General features: G+C 62.2%; 20 protein-coding genes. 11 read left to right on the top strand and 9 right to left on the bottom strand.

The genetic code is table 11. The features are described 5' to 3' along the window. Positions 1–2: 2 nt before the first annotated feature. Complete coding sequence (locus ASG11_RS15585; RefSeq protein WP_156363833.1) at positions 3–1,490, top strand: hypothetical protein; 1,488 nt, start codon at positions 3–5, stop codon at positions 1,488–1,490. Here the strand turns inward: ASG11_RS15585 and ASG11_RS15580 are convergent. The 7 genes from ASG11_RS15580 to ASG11_RS15550 all read right to left on the bottom strand — a co-directional run bounded on the left by ASG11_RS15580 (position 1,441) and on the right by ASG11_RS15550 (position 6,964). After that, the gene (locus ASG11_RS15580) at positions 1,441–2,529 is read right to left on the bottom strand and encodes a glycosyltransferase family 4 protein (RefSeq protein WP_055782154.1); all 1,089 of its coding nucleotides are present in this window, start codon (positions 2,527–2,529) and stop codon (positions 1,441–1,443) included. The two genes, ASG11_RS15585 and ASG11_RS15580, sit on opposite strands and share 50 nt — an antisense overlap. Beyond that, on the bottom strand, positions 2,516–3,091 hold the full coding sequence (locus ASG11_RS15575) for a class I SAM-dependent methyltransferase (RefSeq protein ID WP_055782151.1): 576 nt from the start codon (positions 3,089–3,091) through the stop codon (positions 2,516–2,518). Before ASG11_RS15575 ends, ASG11_RS15580 begins: the two co-directional genes overlap by 14 nt. Then, the gene (locus tag ASG11_RS15570) at positions 3,091–3,738 is read right to left on the bottom strand and encodes a PIG-L deacetylase family protein (RefSeq protein ID WP_055782149.1); all 648 of its coding nucleotides are present in this window, start codon (positions 3,736–3,738) and stop codon (positions 3,091–3,093) included. Before ASG11_RS15570 ends, ASG11_RS15575 begins: the two co-directional genes overlap by 1 nt. Before the next feature lie 10 nt (positions 3,739–3,748). Continuing rightward, positions 3,749–4,747 (bottom strand): hypothetical protein, encoded by a 999-nt coding sequence (locus ASG11_RS15565; RefSeq protein ID WP_055782144.1) that lies wholly within the window; start codon positions 4,745–4,747, stop codon positions 3,749–3,751. After that, positions 4,744–5,751, bottom strand: coding sequence for a glycosyltransferase (locus ASG11_RS15560; protein ID WP_055782142.1), 1,008 nt, complete (start codon positions 5,749–5,751; stop codon positions 4,744–4,746). The genes ASG11_RS15565 and ASG11_RS15560 overlap by 4 nt, the downstream gene beginning before the upstream one ends. Positions 5,752–5,940: 189 nt before the next feature. After that, positions 5,941–6,675, bottom strand: a complete 735-nt coding sequence (locus ASG11_RS15555) for a Crp/Fnr family transcriptional regulator (protein ID WP_055782139.1) — start codon at positions 6,673–6,675, stop codon at positions 5,941–5,943. A gap of 46 nt (positions 6,676–6,721) precedes the next feature. Then, a complete protein-coding gene (locus ASG11_RS15550; RefSeq protein ID WP_055782136.1) occupies positions 6,722–6,964 on the bottom strand; it encodes a DUF6894 family protein in 243 nt (80 codons plus the stop codon). Between the two features lie 300 nt (positions 6,965–7,264). Between ASG11_RS15550 and ASG11_RS15545 the strand changes: the two genes are divergently transcribed. The 6 genes from ASG11_RS15545 (at position 7,265) to ASG11_RS15515 (ending at position 12,539) form a co-directional block, all read left to right on the top strand. Continuing rightward, on the top strand, positions 7,265–8,425 hold the full coding sequence (locus ASG11_RS15545) for a tyrosine-type recombinase/integrase (protein ID WP_055782798.1): 1,161 nt from the start codon (positions 7,265–7,267) through the stop codon (positions 8,423–8,425). A gap of 269 nt (positions 8,426–8,694) precedes the next feature. After that, positions 8,695–8,949 (top strand): helix-turn-helix domain-containing protein, encoded by a 255-nt coding sequence (locus ASG11_RS15540; RefSeq protein ID WP_055782133.1) that lies wholly within the window; start codon positions 8,695–8,697, stop codon positions 8,947–8,949. Positions 8,950–10,207: 1,258 nt separating this feature from the next. Next, on the top strand, positions 10,208–10,411 hold the full coding sequence (locus ASG11_RS15530; RefSeq protein WP_055782795.1) for a hypothetical protein: 204 nt from the start codon (positions 10,208–10,210) through the stop codon (positions 10,409–10,411). A 21-nt stretch (positions 10,412–10,432) separates the two neighbouring features. Continuing rightward, positions 10,433–10,876 (top strand): LexA family protein, encoded by a 444-nt coding sequence (locus ASG11_RS15525; protein ID WP_055782128.1) that lies wholly within the window; start codon positions 10,433–10,435, stop codon positions 10,874–10,876. Then, positions 10,873–12,141, top strand: coding sequence for a Y-family DNA polymerase (locus ASG11_RS15520; RefSeq protein ID WP_055782125.1), 1,269 nt, complete (start codon positions 10,873–10,875; stop codon positions 12,139–12,141). The genes ASG11_RS15525 and ASG11_RS15520 overlap by 4 nt, the downstream gene beginning before the upstream one ends. A 74-nt stretch (positions 12,142–12,215) precedes the next feature. After that, positions 12,216–12,539 (top strand): hypothetical protein, encoded by a 324-nt coding sequence (locus ASG11_RS15515; RefSeq protein WP_055782123.1) that lies wholly within the window; start codon positions 12,216–12,218, stop codon positions 12,537–12,539. A gap of 61 nt (positions 12,540–12,600) precedes the next feature. On the opposite strand, the gene ASG11_RS19320 is transcribed toward ASG11_RS15515, so the two are convergent. Both ASG11_RS19320 and ASG11_RS15505 read right to left on the bottom strand, forming a co-directional pair. Further along, positions 12,601–13,203, bottom strand: a complete 603-nt coding sequence (locus tag ASG11_RS19320) for a PEPxxWA-CTERM sorting domain-containing protein (RefSeq protein WP_055782121.1) — start codon at positions 13,201–13,203, stop codon at positions 12,601–12,603. 258 nt (positions 13,204–13,461) lie between these two features. Then, positions 13,462–14,091 carry an SOS response-associated peptidase family protein gene (locus tag ASG11_RS15505; protein ID WP_055782119.1) on the bottom strand — a complete coding sequence of 210 codons (630 nt, stop codon included), beginning with the start codon at positions 14,089–14,091 and terminating at the stop codon, positions 13,462–13,464. 82 nt (positions 14,092–14,173) lie between these two features. On the opposite strand from ASG11_RS15505, the gene ASG11_RS15500 reads away from it, so the two are divergent. Genes ASG11_RS15500 through ASG11_RS15485 form a run of 4 tightly spaced genes read left to right on the top strand, consistent with a single transcriptional unit; the run spans position 14,174 to position 22,814 of the window. Further along, entirely contained in the window at positions 14,174–14,413 is a 240-nt protein-coding gene (locus tag ASG11_RS15500) for a DUF6894 family protein (protein WP_055782118.1), read from the top strand. 57 nt (positions 14,414–14,470) lie between these two features. Then, positions 14,471–17,953, top strand: a complete 3,483-nt coding sequence (locus tag ASG11_RS15495) for a class I SAM-dependent DNA methyltransferase (protein WP_055782115.1) — start codon at positions 14,471–14,473, stop codon at positions 17,951–17,953. A 26-nt stretch (positions 17,954–17,979) separates the two neighbouring features. Then, positions 17,980–21,921: a hypothetical protein gene (locus ASG11_RS15490; protein ID WP_156363832.1), complete on the top strand. Its 3,942-nt coding sequence runs from the start codon at positions 17,980–17,982 to the stop codon at positions 21,919–21,921. Further along, positions 21,921–22,814 (top strand): DUF4143 domain-containing protein, encoded by an 894-nt coding sequence (locus ASG11_RS15485; protein WP_055782107.1) that lies wholly within the window; start codon positions 21,921–21,923, stop codon positions 22,812–22,814. The genes ASG11_RS15490 and ASG11_RS15485 overlap by 1 nt, the downstream gene beginning before the upstream one ends. Positions 22,815–22,833 lie beyond the last annotated feature (19 nt).

The raw sequence follows: 22,833 nt of genomic DNA, 5'->3' as shown, positions 1-22,833 counted from the left end.
TCGTGTTCGCGTCCCTGGGCGGGGGCGGGGCGGAATGGCAGGTCAGGCGGCTGGCGCGGACGCTCGATCCGGCACGCTACCGGCTCGACGCGGTCGTGTGCCGGCATTTGCCCGGCCTGCCGGACCAGGCGCTGGCGCGAATGTCGGCGACGGGGGTTCAGGTCGACACCCAGCCTTACGGCCTCTCGCTGGAGGACACGGTCGCGTATCTGGCCGGCATCCTGCCCGGTTATGACTGCGTAGTCGCGTGCGAGCCGACCGCCGATCTGGCCCCCGCGCTCGAGCAATTGCATTTGCGTCCGGTGTCGATCGACCTCCAAACGCTGCTGGCGGACGAACCGACGACGGTGCTCGATGCGGCGCGGCGCCTGCCGGCGGCGGTGCCCGCGCTGTTCGGGAGCTTCTTCCAGGGCGGCTTCGAATGTTCGACCCACCGGCGCGGACACGATCGCGCCCGCATCGACGTGATCGCCGCCACGCGCCACGACGCACTGGCCGCATCGGATTATGCAGCGTTGCAGGCGCACGGCCTCGTCACGGTGCGCGATGGCCTGCGCTGGCATCTGATCGAACGGTCGCCGGGCGTCTATGACTGGTCGAGCCTCGAGCACCAGCTGGCGGGCGTTGCGGCGACCGGCACGGAAGTGATCTGGGATCTGCTGCATTACGGCTGGCCCGACGATGTTGATGTCTGGCGGCCCGATTTCGTCGCCCGTTTCGCCGCCTTCGCCGAAGCCGCCGCCCGCACGATCGCCGCTCGGCTGCCGGGTCGCCATCTCTATGCGCCGGTCAACGAGATATCGTTCCTGTCCTGGGGTGGCGGCGATGCCGGGTACATGAATCCGTTCGCGACGGCGCGCGGATTCGAACTGAAGGTGCAGCTCGTGCGGGCCGCGATCGCGGCGATGGAGGCGATCCGTCGCGTCGATCCGGACGCGCGCTTCGTCCATGCCGATCCCGTGATCCACATCGCCACCGACCCGGCCCGCCCGGATGACGCCGCCGCGGCCGAGGGACATCGCCAGGCGCAGTTCCAGGCGTGGGACATGATCGCGGGCAGATGCTGGCCGCAACTCGGCGGACGGGCCGACCTGCTCGATATCGTCGGGGTCAATTTCTACCACAACAACCAGTGGGTCCATGGCGGCGCGCCGATCGCGCGCGGGCATCCGCTCTACCGGGCGTTCCACCACATGCTGGCCGAAACCTATGCCCGTTACGGCCGCCCGATTTTCGTGGCCGAGACCGGAATCGAGGGCGAGGCGCGGCCCGAATGGCTGGCGCATATCTGCGATGAAGTGGCGCTGGCGATCGATCTGGGCGTGCCGGTGGCGGGGATCTGCCTGTACCCGATCCTCGACCATCCCGGCTGGGACGACGATCGCGATTGCCCCAACGGGCTGCTGCGCACGCCGCCGGAGGGCGGCACCCGCCTGCCGTTCATGCCGCTGGCGCGAGAGCTGGCTTACCAGCGAACGCGGTTCTCGTGACGCGCCGGGCGGCAAGGATCGCCCGGTAGAGCTCGTGATATTGCGCGGCCATGCGATCGACCGAAAAGCGCCGCTCGATATCGGCGCGACACGCTCGGCGATCGATCGTGTCGAGCCGCGCGACGGCGGCGACGGCCTGCGCGGCCGTATCGATCACGAACCCGGTCTCGCCGTGCCGAACGATATCCGGCATCGACCCGCGCCGGAATGCGATGACCGGCGTGCCGCAGGCCAGCGCCTCGACCACGGACAGGCCGAACGGCTCCTCGAAATCGATCAGGTGCAACAGCGCCGCCGCCGATCCCAGCGCGCGCAGGCGATCTTCGCCGCCGAGCGCGCCCGAGAAGACGACCGTCTCGCCGTCGATCCACGGCCGGACCTCGGCCTCGAAATAGGTCTGGTCCTGCACGATACCGGCGATGTGCAGCCGGCGTCCGGCCGCCTTCGCGACGCGGATCGCGGTGGCGGTGCCCTTGTCGGGATGGATCCGCCCGAAGAACAGCAGATCCTGCGACGGCTCGGGCACGAACGGAAAGGCCTGTGCATCGATGCCGTGGGGAATCATCGCCGCATAGCTGAGATCGGGACTGCGATCGGTATCGCTGATCGCGACGTAATGGACGTCGTGCTGATATTCGGCGAGCATCGGCAGGATGCGGTCGGACGGCATGCCGTGCAGCGTGGTTACGATCGGCGTGTCGATCATCCGGCTGAAGGCGAGCGGCACCAGATCGGCCTGGTTGTGGATGATGTCGAACGCGCCCGCCCGTTCCATCAGGTAGGCGACGTGCCGCATTTCCCACGGCTTGGCGTCGATCGAAGGATCGTCGTTATATGGCCGGGGCACGATGCCGGCGAGCGTGGCGCTGGTCAGGCTGTCGAGCGTGGCGAACAAGGTCACGTCCACGCCTTGCCGTACCAGCGCCTCGGTCAGCAGGCTGGTGGCCAATTCCCACGGCCCGTAATGATGCGGCGGCGTGCGCCAGGCGATTGGCGCGAGCATCGCCACGCGGAGCGGGCGGGATTCATCCCCGAACATAGGATTGCACCCGCCAGCGGCCCGTCCGCACGTCGTTCGCGAGTGCCCAGCGGGCCTGGGTTTCGGCCAGGAAACGGCCGTGGATGCCATCGGCATGCTGGACGAAATCGGGATAGTCGACGCGGTGATGCGCCAGAACCAGCCGGCCGCCCCGCGGCAGCGCGGCGGCGGTATCGCGCGCGACCTTCGCCATCGCCGCCGGGGACAGATAATAGAGCAGTTCGGCGACGACCATCGCGTCATAGGCAGTGCCGGGAAAGCGCCCCGGCAGCACCAGCCGTTCGACCCGGACCCGGCGATCGCCGCCGACCGCGCGGCGCACCAATTCGGTGCCGCTGCGCGTCCCTTCGGTAGCGTCGAGCCGCAGCGCCGCGCGCGCCAGCGCGACACTGTTCGAGCCGTTGCCGGCCGCCAGTTCCAGGATGCGCCCGACCGGAGCGGGGCCGATGCCGCGCAGGATCGCGCGGCGCTTGCGCGCCTCGTCGCGGTTGCTGAACGTGCGCCAGGGATCGTCGTCCTGCGCGAATTTGCGGTCGAAGCCGTGCAGGTCGATCGGCTTCATCACCGAACCTCGCGGAACAGTTCGACCGGGCGGGCGAAGCCGGCCAGTTCGGCCCGCGAGATCGCGAAACCGTGCGGATCGTCGGTGATTGCGCCCATCTGGGTGCGATAGCGGGTGATCGCGCCGCGCTTCGCGGCCGCCTGATCGCCGAGGCGCAGATAGTGGCTGGCGCGGCGCGATGCCGCCTGCCGGTTCGGCCAGACCAGATAGTGCAGACGGCGGGCCGGCAATCGCGCCAGCGCGACCGCGATCGCACGATGATCGGGATGATCGTCGTCCCGCGCGGGCAGGACGATCAGGTCGCACGCGCCGACCCGCGCCACCGCCGGCCGGAGCACCGCGCGCATCCTCGCCATGACCGAAAGCCCGCCGTCCGGCAGGCCGAGGAACGTCACGTCGGGGGCGGGCACGCCAACGCCGCGCATCGCCGCCAGCACCTCGCGCTGCCGCTCGGCGATCAGGCGGCGGCGCGGCCAGCACGCACTGCCGGGATGCGATCCGGCACCATCGGTGACGACGAGGATGCGGACGCGCGCCGACCGGGCCTTGAGCGCGCGGATCAGCCCGTATGCGCCGATCGTCTCGTCATCGGGGTGCGGTGCGACGATTAGGGCGTTGCGGACGCCGGCGAGCGACAGGCGTTTCATCGTCGGGACATCACAGGCCGGGCACCAGCAGGCCGTCCGCCGCCGCCTTGCCGACGCGCATGCGCTGGGCATCGGGCATCGGCTGGCGGAGATAGACCATCAGATCGGTCAGCGCGGCGGACAAGGGATGATCGACGAACAGCCCGGTCACGCCGATCGCCGCCTGCGCGATCGACATGGCGCGCTCGGCGGAGGCCGCGACCGTGATGCGCGCGGCGGCGACATGGTCGACAAAGGCTGGCGTGCGCCATCGCTCCGCCGCGGTGCGCACCGTTTCGGCGGCGGAGGCCGCGGCGACGTACAATTCCGCCAGGCGACCGGCCTGATGCGGATCGCCGGCACGGTCCGTCGCGACGAGATGATCGCGGACGTGATCGAACAGTGCCGCCACGCCACCGGCATGGCAGGCGACGAAACGCAAGGCGCCGCCGCTGAAGAAAGGTTCGCGCGCATAATCGCCGGGCTCGCCGATCAGGCGGTAGCTCCCCGCAGGAGCGCCATTCCAACGGACGACATGGGTTTCGGACCGCTGCATGCCGACGACCTTCCACCAGTCGCGGTCGATCGCGGGGGCCGATGCGGCGAGATCGATCAGCACGAGCCGGTTGCCCTCCGCCGTGTCCGCACCGGCGAGCGCGAAATCGAGCACGCCCGCGCCGGAGGCGAAGCTCTTGCCGCCGGACAATCCGTCCGCGCCGATCCGCAGCGGTTCGCCGGGCAACGCTGCGTTCCACACGCCGAACACGCCGCCGGTGGCGTCCACCTCGCGCGCGATGTCGGTGCCGGCATAGCGTGCGACGATCTGCCGCGCATCGACATGGCCCTCGAACAGCCGGGCGAGCGGCAGGTCCGAGCGGGCGACGCGGTAGAGCATGCGGAGCAGCGCCAACATGTCGTCCGGCGTTCGCGGGTCGCCATGGATCGGCAGGAGCGCATGCAAGGCGCGCAGCCGCGTGCGCATGCCCTGCACATCGGATGGCCGATCCGCCAGCACGTGTTCGAGGGTCATGCCGCCAGCACCCGTTCGTTTCGCGAGATCCGCGCCAGTGCCGCTTCCGCCGTGTCGAGCGTCACGATGCGTTCGCCGCCGGGCCGGTCGGGCACGACGCGCATCGCGAACGCCTCGGCATTCGGTGCCTCCAGCGCGATCCTCTCGACCCGAGTGGGGTCGCTGTCGAGCGCCGCCGCCAGGGTGCTGCGCCCCGCGCCGAAATCGGGCCAGGCGGCCCGCGCGGCGGCCTGCCGCTGGTAGCGCCAGACCGCATCTTCGGGATGCGCCATCGTCGCTTCGGCCTCGCCGGCATCGAGTTTGCGCAGATGGTCGGCAAGTCCCCCGATCGCGCGTCCCGATCGCCGGGCGGAGGTTGCGACCCGGATGGCGGCGTCGCGGCGGATCCGCAGGCCCGCATGGTGGGCCGCATCGACGAGCCGCGCATCCTCGGCCGAGGCGATCGGTTCGAAACCGCCCAGCGCGCGATAGGCGGAGGCGCGAAACGCCAGGCTCGCACCGCTCGTATAATGGTGTGTTTCGGGCGCTTCCCAGGCGACGGGATCGATCGCGCGGCGCAGCGCGAACAGGGCGTCGTAATAGCGCTCGACCCGATCCTGCACGGCGTTCTGACGGCCGCCTTCGCGCACGATCCGGCCCGCCGCCACCTCCGCGACCGCGAGCGCGGCGGCGTTCGCGGACGACCAGTCGCGGGCAGGGACCGAATCGGCATCGGTGGAGACGATCATTCCGTCATCGTCCAGCACCGAAAGTCCGAGTTCCATCGCCCGCCGGCGCGCGAGCCCGGCATTGGGGGCACCGGCCGCCACCTCGGCGGTGAGGATGCCAAAGGGCAGACTCGCGGCCCGCGCGGTCACGATCGCTACGCTCGCATCGGCACAGCCGTCGAACAGGATACACAGGGTGAAATCCTGCCGGTCCTGCGCCGCGAGCGCGTCGAGAAATCGCGGCAGCAGGGCCGCCTCGTCGCGGACCGGTACGCAGATGGCGGTCCGGCCGGTCACAGCGGCGCGGCGCGGTCTGCGGGCCGGTTCTCGCCTCGATCGTCGCGCCTGAAAACCATGTCCTCGTGTCCCGCCGCGTTTGGCGGTTTGCAGTCCTACCGCATCGGGCGGCGAAAGGACCCAGGATTCACATAGATGTCGATCAAGGCGGGCGTCCGGCGTCCGTTGGTCGGCCGGTATCCAGAGGGCCTAATCCGCCTGGTGCAGATGCAGATAGGTCGGATCGAAATCGGCCGCCGCGCACAGGCGTTTCCAGTCGAGCACGCGCACGCGACGATCCTTGATCGCCACCACCCCCGCCTCGCGCAGATGGCGCAGCATGCGATTGACATGGACCGCCGTCAGATTGGTGGCGTCGCCGAACTGGATCTGAGTAAGCGGGAATTCGAATTCCATGTCGTCGCGGCCGCGCCCGACCCCGAAGCGCACGCTCAATTCGGCCAGCAGATGCGCGATCCGCCCGATCGCGGTCTGACGGGCATTGGTCAGCGACCATTGCGACAGGATCGCGGCATCCACCGTGCAATCGCGCCAGAAGGCCTGGGCCAGCGCCGGATAGCGTCCGGAAGCCTCCATGATCGCGCGATGCGGGATGCGGTAGATCACCGTCTCGCCCATGCTCTGCAGCGCCGAGGCCGCGGTGGGCAGCACCGCCGAATGCAGATCGGCCATGTCGCCGGATATGTGGATCGCGGTGGTCAGCCGTTCGCCGCTCCGCGCCTGACCGAACCGGCCCGCCATACCCGACAGGATCAGGCAGGAGCGGTCCACTTTCTCGCCCAGACGGACGAAATCCCGGTTCGCCCGGATCGACTCGACCTTGCCGGGCAGGCCGAGCACGGCCTCGCGCTCCTCCACGCCCAAAGGCGAGCGCAGGACCAGGCGATCCAGCCAGAGCGAGAGTCCATTGGTCGGGTCAGCCATGTGTCGACCCTAAGATGCTGGGAACGTAACGTCCACTCACTGCCGGCTATTCGCCCACGATCCGCACGACATCACGGAAAGCGACGATATGCCGTTCCCCAGTGTCGCGATTTTCGATCTCGATGTGGCAGCCGAGACAGATGTCGCCATCTTCGAGCTCTGCGCAGATGATCGCCCGCGCGGCGATCTCGGCGTGATGACGCGCACTCTCGAAATCCGGCAGATCCCGCCCTTCCTCGTCCTCCGTAACGACGCCGCATTCGTGCAGATGGAAAAGGAAATGGGTCATCGGTCTCTAACACAACCGCCAGGTATCGGTTGCATGGCTTGATCGAGGTCATGCCGATTGCGAGACCGAACGTGGATGCCGCCGCCGCATGCGGGAAAGCGCGGATATCGCCGCGCGGCGCGCGAACGGTGTAATGGCGGAGCGGGAGTCCTCCCAACCTTTGACCCAGCTGAATCGTAGAGGTTCAGAGTCGCCCAGAAAATCGGCCTAAATCACCATGTAACGTTCGCATGTGACCGTTGTGGTTCGTTCAGAACCGCGTAGATGTGTGGGGTCCAGTGTGGGTACGGAGCGAACGGCATGGGTAAGCTGACAGCGTTGAAAGTGAAGACCTGCGGTCCGGGTAGATATGTGGATGGTCAGGGGTTGATGCTCGTGGTCAAGGAGAGCGGGTCGCGATCGTGGCAGCTACGCGTTCAAGCGAACGGCAAGCGCAGGGACATAGGGTTAGGATCTGCGGATCACGTCACCCTCACAGGCGCCCGTGAGAGGGCCGTGGAGACTCGAAAGCAAATTCGGGCTGGTGAAGACCCGGTGGAGGCTAAGCGCGTCTCACGGAGAATCCTGGCCGCCCTGCCAAGCTTTGAGGGGGCCGCCGTGGCTGTGCATGACGAGAGAAAGTCAGACTGGAAGAACCCCAAGCATGAGGCCCAGTGGCTATCTTCGATGAAGAGCTACGCCTTTCCCGCGATCGGCTCGATGCCTATTGATAAAGTCACCGCTGGTCACGTCCGTGATCTGTTGATGCCAATCTGGCAGAGCAAACCTGAAACTGCCCGGCGGGTGCTCCAGAGGGTGGGCATCGTGCTAGACTGGGGGCATGCCAAGGGGCACCGGCCCAGCGAGGCTCCAATGCGGTCAATCAGAATTGGCCTGCCAAAGCAGACTACCCAAGCTTCACATTTCGCCTCCTTGCCGTTTAGTCAAATTGCCGATCTCATGACCAAGCTCGGCGACCGTGATACCGCTGGCCGCCTAGCGCTGCGCTTCTTGATCCTGACGGCGGCGCGATCGGGGGAGGTGCGGGGGGCCACATGGGCCGAAATTGACCTTGCCAATGAGCTTTGGACTATCCCCGGGAGCCGAATGAAGGCGGGCAGGCAGCATGTCGTGCCGCTGTCACCGGCTGCGCTAACAGTTCTTGAGTTGGCGGCAGGTCTTCGTAAGGGTCGGCTGGGCGAGCCGATCTTTCCGGGCATGTCTGACAGACCTCTCAGCGACATGACCCTGACTAAAGTTCTTCGCACCGCGATTGGCGGTAAGTGGACCGTGCATGGTTTTCGGTCGAGCTTTCGGGACTGGGTCGCTGAAGAGACGACGTATCCCGATGGGGTCGCTGAGATGGCTCTAGCGCATGCGGTCCCGGACAAGGTCGTGGCTGCATATCGCCGCACGATCTTTCTGGAGAAGCGTCGCGAGATGATGGGGGTTTGGGCTGCTACCATTTGTCCGACGCCGTGATGAGGCGTCCAACTCGCTCTCTAGCAATTTCAAAAAGCTCGAAGTTACGTGGTAAGGTTGACCCTATATATATATTTTCACACACTAGGACTTTTATATATATAGAAAATTTATAAGGGGGGAGGGGTCAACCTTACCACGTAACTTTGAGATTTTTGAACGGCTCTAAAGCCGAGTGACTGCAACTTCAAAGTTACCACGTAGAACTGTTCAATTGGCCTTTCGTTCTTGAGGATAACGCCTATCAGCCTCCTGGAAGGGAGAATGATATGAGCAAGTCTACCACCTGCCAGAGCGTCCGCTCGCCACTCGACGAGCCGCGCGGTCAGTCGGCCCGTCTGGCATACAGCGTAACCGAGGCCTGTACAGTGACTGGGCTAGGCAAGACCACTCTGTACAGCCTGCTCAAAGGGGGGAGGCTGCCGTCCTGCAAGATCGGCAACCGGAGGCTTATTCGGCGTGATGATCTTGAGGCGCTCATCACGGTCGAGGACGGTGGTCAGGGTGAGCAACCGTTTTTTTGATCGAGTGTCATTCCAACCCTCCCTTGGGACTTACGATAAATTTCAGCGCTATATGGATCTTGATCGGGAACATGAGGGTACAGTCCGCTGATGACAAATAGATAGCAGGAGAAACAGGCTTTGGTCCCCGCCTGTTCCCGATCGCTCACAAGGATTGAACATATGGATAGAGAATACCGAGAACTCGCCACCGAAACCTCGTACATCAGTGCAGTTTCGGACTTGGCATCAATCGCCCGGTCAAGGCGCAATATCCTCCAACTGAGCCAATCTCATATCGCTGAGCAGGCCAGCGTCGGGCGCAGGTTCATCATAGACTTTGAATCTGGCAAACCCTCAATCCAAATGGATAAGGTGTTTCAGGTATGTTATGCGCTAGATATTGAACTTATGGCAAAACGCTCTCGTCAAAAGAACAAGCTTCTGGTCCCGGTGGAGTTTATGGGACGAGCTCGATAATTTTGGTGGCGAAGCGTGTGTCATTGGCATCGGTTGAGCCAAGGCTGGCTCTGGCAAACGCTGGCGGCGAATGCTGCAGCCTCCTCGTCTCTTTTCTCCCGCTCGTATCGGAGGCGTCGTGTCTCTTCTGCGCTCGGTCGAGATCTTCTAATTATTGCTTCAGCTTCTTCTTTGGAGATGTGTAGTGCGGCGGCAGTTTGCGCAGCTGTAGCTTGTTCGGTTTGAGTAAGCGCTTGAGGGTCTGAGCTGTTCGGAGAGCGAGGGACCAGCGGCTCAATCACTATCCAGACTAGAGCGGCTCCGGCGAGAATTGCCCACCTCTGCCGGGTAGAACGTTCATCCCACCAGAGGGGCAGACTGAATTTTGGCTTTGGCACGGTCTTCTCCCAGTCGGACTGAGACGTGCCCGGTCAAGCCGGGCGTTCGTAACCCAAGCTCTCGCCAAGGCGCATGCACCTTTATCGGCTAGGCCGACTGGACATACGCGCATGCCGCCCGGCCACAAAGATGTGACCGGCCGAGAGCTTGGAGGTTACGACGCCTCACGCTCAGGACAGACTGAGCGCGTACTGGGAATGCCACAGGGATGCCGCTCCATCAACATACGCTGGTGAAGCTTGGGTGTGCAGCCCGTGCATCCTCGGTGCGCGCCATGTTGAGCATCATCGTGCCCCTCGAAACTATGCGTCATCCATCGCATCCATAATCTGTTCCTGCAATGTTCTTGCGAATCAGATCGCTATGAGCCTAGCTATGGCCCGCGCCGCCGATGCGGTGATGCGACACTGTGGAGGATGACATGCAGCACGACCTGCAACTGCGTGCGGCTGCGCGCGCGATTTACGACGCCTGCTATCCGACCGAGGAATGGGCACCGGTCAGCTTCGACGAGGCGGAGCGGTTCGGCACGGTGCATTACCGTCAAGCGGTCGGCGCGGCGCAGGAAGCGCGGTGCGTTCTCGCGTCACAGCATCAGCAGCTCCAGTTCGCGTCGATCCTGTAGGTGGATCCGAGACCCGCATACTTGGCGCTGGTCCGCCCAGCGAACGACCTGAAGCTGCACGATGTACCGTTCGATCTGTTGCCGCGCGAGGTGCCGTTCTTCCTGTGCCACACCCCCGCCGGCTTCCCGTCCCCGGCACAGGACGACATGCAGGAGCCGATCGACCTCGGGGCCTGGCTCGTCGAGCATCCGGCCGCCAGCTACATCATGCGGGTTGATGGGCAGTCCATGGCCGGCGTCGGTATCAACGAAGGCGATCTGATCGTCGTCAACCGCGCGAAAACGCCGCGATCGGGCGCGGTGGTGGTTGCCCTGGTTCATGGTGATCGCACGCTAAAGCGGCTGCGCTATGTGGATGGTCGCCATTGGCTGGTGCCCGAAGCGGAAGGGTTCGATCAGATCCTCGTCGATGAGCATGTCGAGATATGGGGCGTGGTGGTCGGCGTCGCGCGCAAGCTGCCATGACCACGCCGATCGCGCTGATCGACTGCAACAATTACTACGTTTCGTGCGAACGCGCCTTCGACGCCAAGCTCGTCGGCGTGCCGGTGATCGTGCTGTCCAACAATGATGGATGCGCCATCGCACGTTCGGCCGAGGCTAAGGCGCTCGGCATCAAGATGGGCGATCCGATCCACCATCTGCGCGACAAGGTGCGCGATCATGGCATCCGCGTACTATCCTCGAATTACACGCTGTACGGCGACATGCAGCGGCGCGTGATCGCCGCCTGCGATGCGTTCGCCCGCGATACCGAGATCTACTCGATCGACGAAACCTTCCTCGACCTGGCCGGGTTCGAGGATCGCGATCTGGTCGCACACGCGCATGCCATGCGGGCGCAGGTGCGGCTATGGACCACCATACCCACATGCGTTGGCATCGCCGGCACGAAGACGCTGGCGAAGCTGGCGAACGCCGCCGCGAAGAAGGAGCCGCGCTTCGACGGGGTGGCCGATCTTCGCGATGAGGGTACCCGGCACGATGTGATGCGCGTGTTCCCGGTCGGGGACGTGTGGGGCGTCGGCCGTGCCACCGCCGCCAAACTGATCGGCTTGGGCATCGATACGGCGGCCGGGCTTCGCGACATGCCGATGAAGCAGGCGCGCGCGGTCGGCACTGTCGTGCTGGAGCGGCTGGTGGCCGAGCTGCGCGGGGTGCCATCCAATGCCGTCGAGAGCGTCGAACCGCAGCGCAAGGGCATGGCGGTCACCAGATCGTTCGGCACGCCGGTAACGACCTTCGACAGCATGATGGGTGCGCTTAGCCAATACGCGATGCGGGCGGGCGAGAAACTGCGCAGCCACGGCTTGGTCGCGGCCCGGCTGACCGCGTTCTTCCACACCAACAAGCACAAGCCCGAGCGGCCGCAATATGGCGGGTCACGCATGGTCGTGTTGCACCCGATGACGAGCGACAGCCTGGAGCTGATCGCGGCGGCCAGGCGGGCAGCTGAGCGGGCATGGCGCGATGGCTATGCCTTCACCAAGGCCGGCATCTTGCTCGATGAACTGGTTGCCTCTGATATGCGGCCTCGCACGCTTTTCGAAGACGACACCGGCAAGCGGGATCGGCTGATGTCGGCGCTGGACGAGATCAATGGGCGATTCGGCACCTGGACTGCGGTAACGGCCTCCCAGGGGTTTCGCCGCGAATGGAAGCTGCGTTCGGAGATGCGTTCGCCCGCCTGGACCACCAGCCTCGCCGAGGTGCCGACCGTGCGGGCTTGATCTATGCAAAATTGTGGATGCGGCCGACTGCCAGCGTCTAATATCGACAAGCCACACCAGCCAAAGGGCCGACAATGCCGGAGACGCGGACACCAGAAGAAGCCGCCTATATCGAGAAGATCATCGAGCGAACCCTATGGGCGGTCGTTCGCGCTGGAGCGGTGGATGATGATGCACCAGGCGGCACGATCGACTTTCCGCTGGCGCTTGAGGGGCTGTGTGGCGTGATCGGTATGCTCGCCGTCCAAAGCGGCAACGTGCCGACGCCACGAGACATGCGCCTGCTGAGCGAGGACGTTGGCAAGGCGATCCTGCTGGCGATGAAGGGCATTGCCGCCAAGGAGAGCGCAGGTGACGGGATCGACTGGAAGCTCGAACCGATCGGCAAGCCGAATTAGCGACAGCAAAAAGCCGCCAGCCCGAGGGCCAGCGGCTTAGCGCTCTCAAGGGAGAAGTCGTTTAGGCGAACGATACCTTGGTCGAACGACGACGGGTGCGCATGGCAGCGCCCATCATGCCGAAGCCAGCGATCATCATTGCCCAAGTGGCGGTTTCGGGAACGGCTGCGGCGACAGGACCGATATTAACCGTCAAAGTGTCGTTTGGGAGGCGGTAGACATAGGAACCAAGCGTAAGTCCGAGTGACGCGAGCGTTTGGTTCGCGAAGGTTGCCGTGCCGCTGATGAAGGAATTAGAAGTATAGGCCGCAAGAAGCTGAACGGTTTGGTTCATGCCATTAACGGCGATAAGGCTGCCCGATGCGGTGGTGGCAGTTACTTGAAAGTTACTTCCGAACACAGTTGGGCCGCTAACAGCGTAATTGTAGTAAGCACCGCTACCGACCCTCACAGCGGCACGAGACCCGTTGATAAAAGGGGCGCCGGATATGGGGAGGCCGATCGGCGCTGCGCCCGTGGTATCTGCGGTTCCGCTCGCGTCGGCCCGCACATCGGCTCCAACCTGTGTGATATTGATCACGATGGCGGCGTTAGCAGCGGTACCAGCCGCGAGGCCGGAAACAGCGAAAGTCGCCGCGATCATCATTTTAGTCATAGTCTTCATGATCGTTCTCCGATTGTAGGGTACGTTCTACATCGGTCGTCTGCGCCCCTGCGCCCCCACCCTCCGAAGAATGATCGGGCTGTTAACGGATCGTAAACCGCCTGTCGCGAGCCATTCCTTACAAAAAATCTAGGCGTTCCAAAACGATACGGAAGATGGTTACGAGGATGGGCATTGCCGTCATCGGTAACGATAAGCCGCCATCTGTGAGCATGCCGGCTTAGGCATGATGAACAAGCCCGGCGTTCAGTTACTGAGCTAGAATTTACGCGTTGGGAACGCCGGCCCTCGTACCGTCATCGCCGCCGCGTCGTAGGGCTGCTGCAACTTAATCACCTCTTCGACCGTGCCAGTCAGCCACCGCTGGTGATCCTCAGGTTTAAGGATCGTGATCATTGCCTTCGGATGGATCGGCGCAACTAGCGAGTTCGGATCACACGTAACCATCGCGAAGCCGGCACCTTCCTTGGTGTGCTGCCAGAACCCCGCGACGGCGAACACCGGCTGGTCCGTCACCTGAAACCACATCTCGCCCTTCAGCTTCGGCTTGCCGTCGCCGAGATCGTGCTTGTCGGGCGTCCATTCGCAGAACTCGGTGAGCGGGATCAGGCAGCGCTGTTCGGGCTTCGACGCCAATGCCTTCCACTGCGGCAGGGCCAAGTTACGCACGTTGGTCATCGGCCAGGGCGCGGCACCGCCGAGAACGTCCCACGCCATCACGTCCAAACCGTGCGCGCCGTCCTGCTGGCGGATGACGTAGGCCCGGCCTTTCGGTCGTAGCTCGACGGGATCGAAGCGATTGTCGCGAGGCTTCTCGGCGATCCAGCCGGCGCCGAACCGCTCGATGATCGTCTCTGGCTCGCCCAGCATCCGCGCTCGATTACACATTGGTCGTCTGCCCTTTAATGCGAAAACTGCCTGATCTCAATCTATCCCCGCAACTAAGGGCAGCGACAATCATTCATGCGGTATGGCCGGCTATTTCTTCCACGTTTTCAACGACGAGAAAACACATGATGACGAAGGGCAGGTTTTTGCGGATCTGGCCGGAGCCATTGCCAGGGCGGAAAAGGATTGCATCGCGCTGGCGCTGGAGTCGATTGCAGAACATCGTCACCTGATCATGCGCCACCACATCGACATCGAGGACAGCAAGGGCAGGGGCGTCGCCACTGTGAGCTTCGGAGATGTCATCACCGTGTCGGCCTAGCCAAATGCGCGCGGCCGCAGGTTGCCTGTGGCCTGGGTAAGCACCTAAGACATTCGCATGGAACCTGACGCTGATGTCGAACAATTTATAGAGCACTGGCGCGAGACCGGCGGATCGGAGCTGGCGAACACGCAGAGCTTTATTAATGCCCTCTGCCGGCTGATCGGCGTTGAGCCGCCGCATGGCAGCCGCGCCGATGACGCTCACAATGACTACGTATTCGAACGGCGGGTTTTTCAGGACAACGGCGACGGCTCAGTCAGCTTCGGTCGTATTGATGCCTACAGGCGCGGGGCGTTCATCCTTGAGGCAAAGCAGGGCAGCGATGCGGACCGGGCCGCTGCTGCACGTGGCGAGGACGATCTGGATCTGTTCGGACAGACCGCCACCGCCCGAATGAAGCGAGGCACCGCACGTCGCGGCACGCCGGGTTGGGCAAAGGCGATGGTGCAGGCTAAGGGGCAGGCCGAGCGGTACGCTAAAGCCCTTCCTGTCGACCACGGATGGCCGCCGTTCCTGCTGATCGCGGACATTGGCTACTGCATCGAGGTCTACGCTGACTTTACAGGAAGCGGTAAGGCGTATGCACAGTTCCCCGACCGGTCGCGCTACCGCATCATGCTTGAGGACCTGCGCAACGAGGACGTGCGCAAACGCCTCGCTGCGATCTGGACCGAACCGGCGAGCCTCGACCCTTCAACCCAGGCCGCTCGCGTCACGCGGGAGATCGCCGACCTCCTCGCCACTGTGTCACGTCGTTTGGAGGGCCGGGGCCATTCACCCGATGCCGTCAGCGGCTTCTTATCGCGCATCTTGTTCACCATGTTCGCCGAAGATACTGGGGTGCTGCTGCCACAGGATAGCTTCAAGAGGCTGCTGCGCGGCCAGCTTGATCACCCCGAGCATCTTCCTCATCAGCTCTCCGCATTATGGGAGGCGATGGATAAGGGCGTGTTCGCGCCGGCCCTTGGTATTCCGGTCAAGCGGTTCAACGGCTATCTCTTCAAGGACACCGCTGCCTTGCCGCTAGAGAAAGTTGAGCTGGAGGTGCTGATCGAGGCATCGCTGAAAGACTGGACTGAGGTTGAGCCGGCGATCTTCGGTACGCTCCTCGAACGCGCCCTGAACCCCAAGGAGCGGGCCAAGCTAGGCGCGCACTACACGCCGCGCGCTTACGTCGAGAGGTTGGTGGGGCCGACAATTATGGAGCCATTGCGCGCGGACTGGGCAGGTGTGCGCGTCGCAGCTACCGAACTGATCGATCAAGGTAAGCCTGACGAGGCTCGGCGGACAATTGAATCGTTCCATGGCAAGCTTGCAAGCACCCGCGTCCTAGACCCCGCCTGTGGCACAGGTAATTTTCTTTACGTCGCGATGGCGCGGATGAAGGAACTGGAGGGCGAGGTGCTCGACCTGTTAGTCGAGCTGGGCGACGACCAGTACCTTGCAGAACTGACGGGCCACACGATTACGCCTGAAAACTTTTTGGGAATCGAAATCAACCCGCGCGCCGCCGCCATAGCGCAGTTGGTTCTTTGGATCGGCTATCTCCAGTGGCACTTCCGCGTTAACGGCAAGGACCGTGCGCCGCCAGAGCCGATCTTGCGTGACATCCGGACTATTGAGAACCGGGACGCCCTCGTTGATTGGGACGAGCGGGAAATCGAACGCGACGAGACCGGCGCTCCCGTGTCGCGGTGGGACGGCGAGACCATGAAGGCGCACCTAGTCACGGGGAAGATGGTACCCGACGAGACGGCCCGGGTCGAAGTATACCAATATGCGAAGCCGAGAGCAGCCAAATGGCCCAAGGCTGATTTCATCGTGGGAAACCCGCCGTTCATCGGGGATAAAACGATGAGAGAAAAATTAGGTGAAGGGTATTTGAAGGCCCTCTTTAGCACGACAGCAGTCCCGGAGAGCGCTGACTTTGTGATGCACTGGTGGGATCGCGCAGCGGCGGAGACCGCTCAAAGGAGAACACGCCGGTTTGGGTTCATCACGACTAACTCACTCCCCCAAAAGTTCAATCGGCGGGTGCTCGAGATCTACATGCACGGAAAGCCTCCTCTTATGATTGCTTTTGCAATCCCAAATCATCCATGGGTCGACATATCTGATGGAGCGTCGGTCCGGATATCGATGACCGTCGCATGCAGTGGAGCAGGCGAAGGTCGATTGATGACTGTCATCAATGAGAGCGAGGCGCCGGATAATATAGAGTTTAGATTGAGCGTCGGTCCTATCTTGAGTGATCTTACCATCGGCGCGGCAGTCGTTGATGCGCGCACGCTTCGCGGCAACCTTGGTGTAGCGTCAAATGGGTGTGCGCTAAACGGTGCCGGGTTTATTCTTGACCATCCCACCGCCGAAAGCCTGACAGTGGGCACGGATGCGATGGGTTTGATTGTGAAGCCGTATCGGAATGGGAGGGACCTGATGGCTCGGTCCCGTGGAGCCTACGTAATCGATCTCTTCGGATACGGGGAGGCGGAGGTTCGAACGCGCTGGCCCGCGATATATCAGCATGTCGCTATGACGGTCCGCCCAGGGCGGGAGGCAAAACGAGATCGCACACCTGATGCGATGCAATACGCTAACTCTTGGTGGCTCTTTCAAAAGCCGAGGCCGGGCCTTCGTCGAGCGCTACGAGGACTGAACCGTTATATAGTCACCGTCGAGACCGCCAAGCATCGGGTATTTCAGTTTTTGAACGTCGAAATTCTGCCAGATCACATGCTGATAGCGGTTGCTTCTGATGACGCGTTTGAGCTTGGCGTCCTGTCGAGCCACATTCATAAGGCATGGGCACTCGCCGCCGGAGCGCGGCTCGGGGTGGGTGATGATCCCCGTTACAGTAAGTCGCGATGCTTTGATCCCTTCCCCCTACCTGCAGAGGTCGCCGCCTTAATTAAGGATCGGATTCGTGCCGAAGCAGAGGCGCTGGACAATTTGCGCAAACGTGTTCTTCACGCTCATGAAGACCTGACGCTTACAAAACTTTATAACGTGGTGGATGCGGTTCAATCTGGTCGAACGCTTACTGCCGCCGAACGTGATATCCATCAGCGAGGCCTAGTAGCACTCATATGCCAGCACCATCACGCGATCGACGAGAGCGTGGCAGAAGCCTATGGCTGGGGTGATGAGCATCGGTCGGGCAATTTGGATGAACAAACGATTCTCACGCGGCTTGTGTCGCTGAACAAGGAGCGAGCGGCTGAGGAGGCGCTTGGTCTAATCCGATATTTGCGGACTGATTTTCAAGATCCCGGCTACCGGACGCCAGTCTCCGGGACACTCGATCTGGGTGAAGCCGCCGTTGTCGCCCCCGACAACATTATTTTGTGGCCCGCTACCCTCACCGAACAAGTCGGTGCTGTGCAGCAGGTACTGGCGACCGCCGTCGTGCCGATGGCGGCTCAGGACATCGCTCGAAGCTTCAAGGGGAAGCGGGCGGCCACTGTGCGCCCAGTGTTGGACGCCTTGGCCGGCCTTGGCATGGCACGCCGGCTGAACGATGGACGTTATGCTGCATGACCAAGCGCTGCCGGATATAGATTGGCTTGACCTACCTTAACCGCCGATTGTGGTACGTCGATAAGGACGGCCGTCACTGGATCGAACAGGACTCCCTCTTCGTCCGGCGTGAGCCGTTGGTCGTCTTGGGTGAGCCGGGCATGGGCAAGACGGAGTTGCTTAAGTTCCTCGTGGCACACGACGGCAGTGCAAGCTTCTGTCGAGCCACGCAGCTGATAAATCGAGTGCTGCCAGAGAAGCTAACTGGCAACGCAACGCGTCTCGTCATTGACGCACTGGACGAGGTACCGTCGCAAGGCCAAGGCGATGCGGTCGACCGCGTGCTACAAAAGCTGGGCCAGCTCAATTACCCACCTTTTCTCCTTAGCTGCCGGGTTGCGGAGTGGCGGTCAGCGACCGCGTTGGGTGCAATCGCCGAACAGTACGAAACAACGCCCCTAGAGGTGCATCTTGAGCCGCTTACTCGGGACGAGCAGATAGAGCTGCTGACTGTTCTAACCGGTGACGCAGATAGGGCGACGCGCTTGCGCGATCACTTCGACGCCTTCGGGCCGGACTTTTTAGGAAACCCACAAACTCTTGAACTGATCGCAGCTCTGCCAAGCGATGCGTTGCCCGAGACGACGACTGCTCTTTTTGAACATGCAATCGAGACACTCCGAAATGAGCGCAACTCTGTCAAAGAACAGCTTCCGCGCGAGGTTGCCTTAGATGCGGCAGGGGCTGCGTTCGCTGGTCTGATTTTGTCAGGGAACTCTCGCATTTTGGATCTGCCGGGCGGCTTGATTGACCCCAGCGACAAGGCGCTGTCGCTTACCGAAATTGAAGCGTTCGACCATGGCCATGTGGGTCGTGTCGCCGACACTAAGCTGTTTGCCGCCGACAAGTCGGAGGGGCTGACCTATGTCCACCGTCGCGTAGGCGAATTTGTCGGCGCACGTTGGCTGGCGGCGCAAGCAGACACCCGGATAAAACGGCGTCGACTACTTGAACTTTTTATGTCGCACGGACTGGTGCCAGCCTCTCTTCGCGGATTGCACGCTTGGCTCGCGCTTGATTCGCAACTCGCGGTCTCTGTGATCGAGGCGGATCCCATGGGGGTCGTAGAATACGGAGATGCCGAGGCCTTATCGGTCGAGCAGGCACGGCTGCTCTTCGCGGCGCTGGAGCGGCTCGCGGCAGAAAATCCTCGGTTCATGGATTGGCGCAAGTACCGCGCTACCTCGCTGATAGCGGCACCCTTGATGGCGGAGGTCGCACGTGTCGTGCGTGACCCGAACGCGGAATTTGGACTGCGCGCGCTTCTCCTGCAGCAGCTAAGAAACGCAAAGAGCGCAGAGAGCCTCCGGCCCCTTATTCGGCAGCTGATGCTCGACGGTCGGGAGTCCTACGGCATTCGTCACGCGTCTGCGTTGGTTCTACTGGCGACTGGCGGCGAAGACTGGTCGGTTCTGCTCGAGCAGCTCCGCTGCGAGGGGAGCGAGGACTCCCTGAGACTCGCGCACGAAATGCTCAACGACATAGGACTTGAATCGCTTGCCGACGAGCAGATCGTTGCAATCGTACTCGCTCGCGATGGGCTAACGCTTTCTTCCGTTGGAGGAAATCCCGATCGCAACATGTTGAAAAGTTTCCACCGTTTGGCCGACGATGTCCCTGTCATGCGGTTGGACGCATTACTCGATCTCTTTGCGGAGTACGCTGAAGAACTTTTGCCCAAACATGTCGGTCACGAAGCGAATGATTTGATCGACCTGCAATATGCGTTGATTTTGAAGAGGCTTCAAAATGACCCTTTGATTGATCCGTTGCGGCTCTGGCAGTGGATTGAGCCATTCGAAGAACACAATTCTTATCGTCGAGACTTAGGCAAACAGCTGGCTCAATGGTTGGATGCCCGCGCATCAATGCGTCAAGCCATCCAGCGTTATATCCTACTCGACAAGGCTAGCGGTAAAGATGTCTGGCAAAGGGCTTGGCCGCTTCAGCGGGACCTAATTAACCTTTACCCAACACAACCTGAAATCGTGGCGTTGTTGGAGACGATGGACTCAGCTGATCCGCGCTGGCGTGAGGTTATGGAGCTCGGTCGGGAATGGGGCGATGAAGGTCAACCATTGCGCGAGGCGGTCAAGCGTTTTGCAGTTGGCGATCTTGAGACCTTGGCTTGGATCGATGCCAAAGCCAAGCGTGTCGTGCCAGAGTGGGAGCGTGAACAGATTGAGCGGACGCGCGAGCGGGATGCGGAGCGTCAGAACAAGTACGGCAAGCATCGGAACAGTTTTCTTGCCAAAATCGATGCTCTGAGTGCCGGCGAGTACGGCCTGATCCTCCCTCCAGCCCAAGCATACCTCAATCGATTCACTGACATCGGCAACGGCGTGCCGGCGCATGAGCGGGTGGCTGAATGGCTCGGCGAAGAAGTCGCCGAGGCGGCGCGCAAGGGATTTGAAGCATTCCTACAAATTCAGCCGCCACGTCCGCGCGCCGCCGAGGTTGCCCGCAGCTTCGCGGAATCGAAGCGTTGGTCGGCCGGCGACATTGTCGTCGCTGCCCTCGCCGAGCGCGTCCGGACTAGGGATCGACCCTTCGATGGGGTCAGCAGCGAGCGCCTAGCAGCTGGCTTGTACGAGTGCTGGAACGGGGGGATCGGGAACGATGGCGCGCTCAAAGATCTCGGCGCTCTGTTGGAAGACGAGCTCAAGCGACGACGGCAGTGGAAGCGAGTGGTTCGCATTTTTGTCGAGCCGCAGCTGCGCCATAACACCCGACACGTGAGCCAGCTTTACGATATCATGCGCGGAGATCATGGCGATCTAGCCGTAGAATTAGCTGAGAGGTGGCTTTGCCGCTTCCCAGATATGTCGGCGGAAGCGGAAATCGAGATGGTCGACCAACTTCTCAGGTCCGATCGTCGAGATGCCCTGCGAGCGCTCGTAGCTGACCGACAAGGGCGAGCGATGGCCGATGAGCGGCGTCGCAATTGGGAAGCAGTTGCGCTTGTCGTAGACTTTCAACCAGCGATAGCGCGGCTGGGCCGCGCGATAGATCCCGAGTTGCTCTGGCACTTGCGCGATCGTATCGGCGGAAGCAGCTATCACGACCGGGACGGGCCGCCAGTTCTACTATCCGTGGAACAGCTCGCTTGGATTATCGCGACGTTCCGAACCCTATGGCCGATCGCGGCGCGTCCTGGGTCAGTGACGATAGGCGACCTAAACCCATGGGACGCATCCGACTACCTCTGGTCGTTCATACAGCGCCTAGGCAACGACATCTCGCCGCACGCGATAGCATCAATAGCTGAACTGCGGGATGCGCCCGTCGACGGTTACACGACAGCTATCCGCATTGTGGCTGCTGAACAGCGACAGAAGCGGGCTGATCAATGTTACATTCCGCCAACACTAGACCAAATTAAGGTGGTACTTGAAGAAGGTCCCCCTTCAGTTGTCGCGGATCTACGCTCAATTGTGGTTTATGAGATGGAGGAGTTGGGTCGCCGACTGAGCGGGAGCTCAGAGGACGAAGTGCGTTGGTTCTGGAGTGGGAACCAGCCACGCACCGAGAACGATTGCCGCGACCTTGTTGTCACTCTTCTTAGAGGCCATCTTCAGCCTTTATCGATCTATCCGATGGACGAGGCCGATATGCCTCAGGGTAAGCGCGCCGATATCGTCTTCTACCATGACCGGCTGTGGCTGCCGGTGGAGGCTAAACGGCAGCAGCACGACGCACTTTGGACCGCGATCGACGGTCAGCTTGAGGCGTTGTACACCGGTCATTGGCAGGCCGAAGGGCAAGGGATCTATTTGGTATTCTGGTTTGGTCCGGGATTTCACATTCCTAGAAAAACGGTCGGAGGGCCGAAACCCACTAACGCTGCCGAATTACGCGCCTCGCTTGAGACGCACCGGGCGGTAGCGGCTGGTCGGGTGCGGGTCGTGGTTCTCGACGTTTCCCGTTGATGCTGATCTTGCCCGACATAAAGCTTGTTGAAGCGCATGACCTGCTTTTGACGGAAGCAGTTGGTCCGCTCCTTGAGGTTGGGCTGCGCGAGAGCGATGCGACTTCGCTGCGTTTTACGCTGAACGACTTGCGACGACGGGGACGCTACCTGCCCGCATTACTCGCTCCTACCGATAATCGCGCAGCGGCGTGGGTCGGCGACCGATTGTTGCCAGAGCTTCCTTTTTTCCCCGATGATGTCTCTTGGGACTTTAGCGGAATAAGTGTCTGGGAGGAGTTGGCCCGATCCCATGGCGAGTGGGCTGCAGGAACGCAAAAACGGAGTCGAATGAAGCAGGGTGCTTTCAACCGCTTGCTCGCGTCCGGAGAGCAGCAGAACCTTCTGTATCGTCTGCCGATGTGGACAGAACCGGGCGATGCTGATCAGCAGAAACACAAACTGTATGTCACTGATCCGGGCGTGCTTCATCGGCTCCTTGGGTGGGATCAAAGAACCTATGCTCACGGTCCGCTCGGCGTCGGCCCCGCGAGAGTCGAAGCGTTTTGGCGTCTACGTGAGAGAAGTTGGGAGGGGTTCGTCGTGACGAGCATTACTCGCGCTGCAGGTGTGCGTGCTCGTGCTACTGTTTGGGAAGGGCTGCCCGGCGAAATTGATCTTATACTCGAGTGGCAGCGGGAGACTTGGGCGATAGAGGTCACGAGAGGCCGAAATAAGGTTTTCCGAGAACTGCATGGTGCTGGACATCGTGCGACGAGCGCAACCCGGCCGATCATTCTGGTATATGACGACGAAGTCGGCGTGCCGTTGCTGAAAGGGGCTAGCCGGCTGGGGCACAGGGTTGAGTGCATGACATTGATGCAAGTCTTGCGTGAAGTGATGGCCGGGCCATAGGGCGGCCCTTACGATGTTG

This window comes from Sphingomonas sp. Leaf357, assembly GCF_001423845.1.
Classification (GTDB): domain Bacteria; phylum Pseudomonadota; class Alphaproteobacteria; order Sphingomonadales; family Sphingomonadaceae; genus Sphingomonas.
Note: the sequence above shows the minus strand (reverse complement) of the source record. Positions and strands in the feature narration are given on the sequence as shown.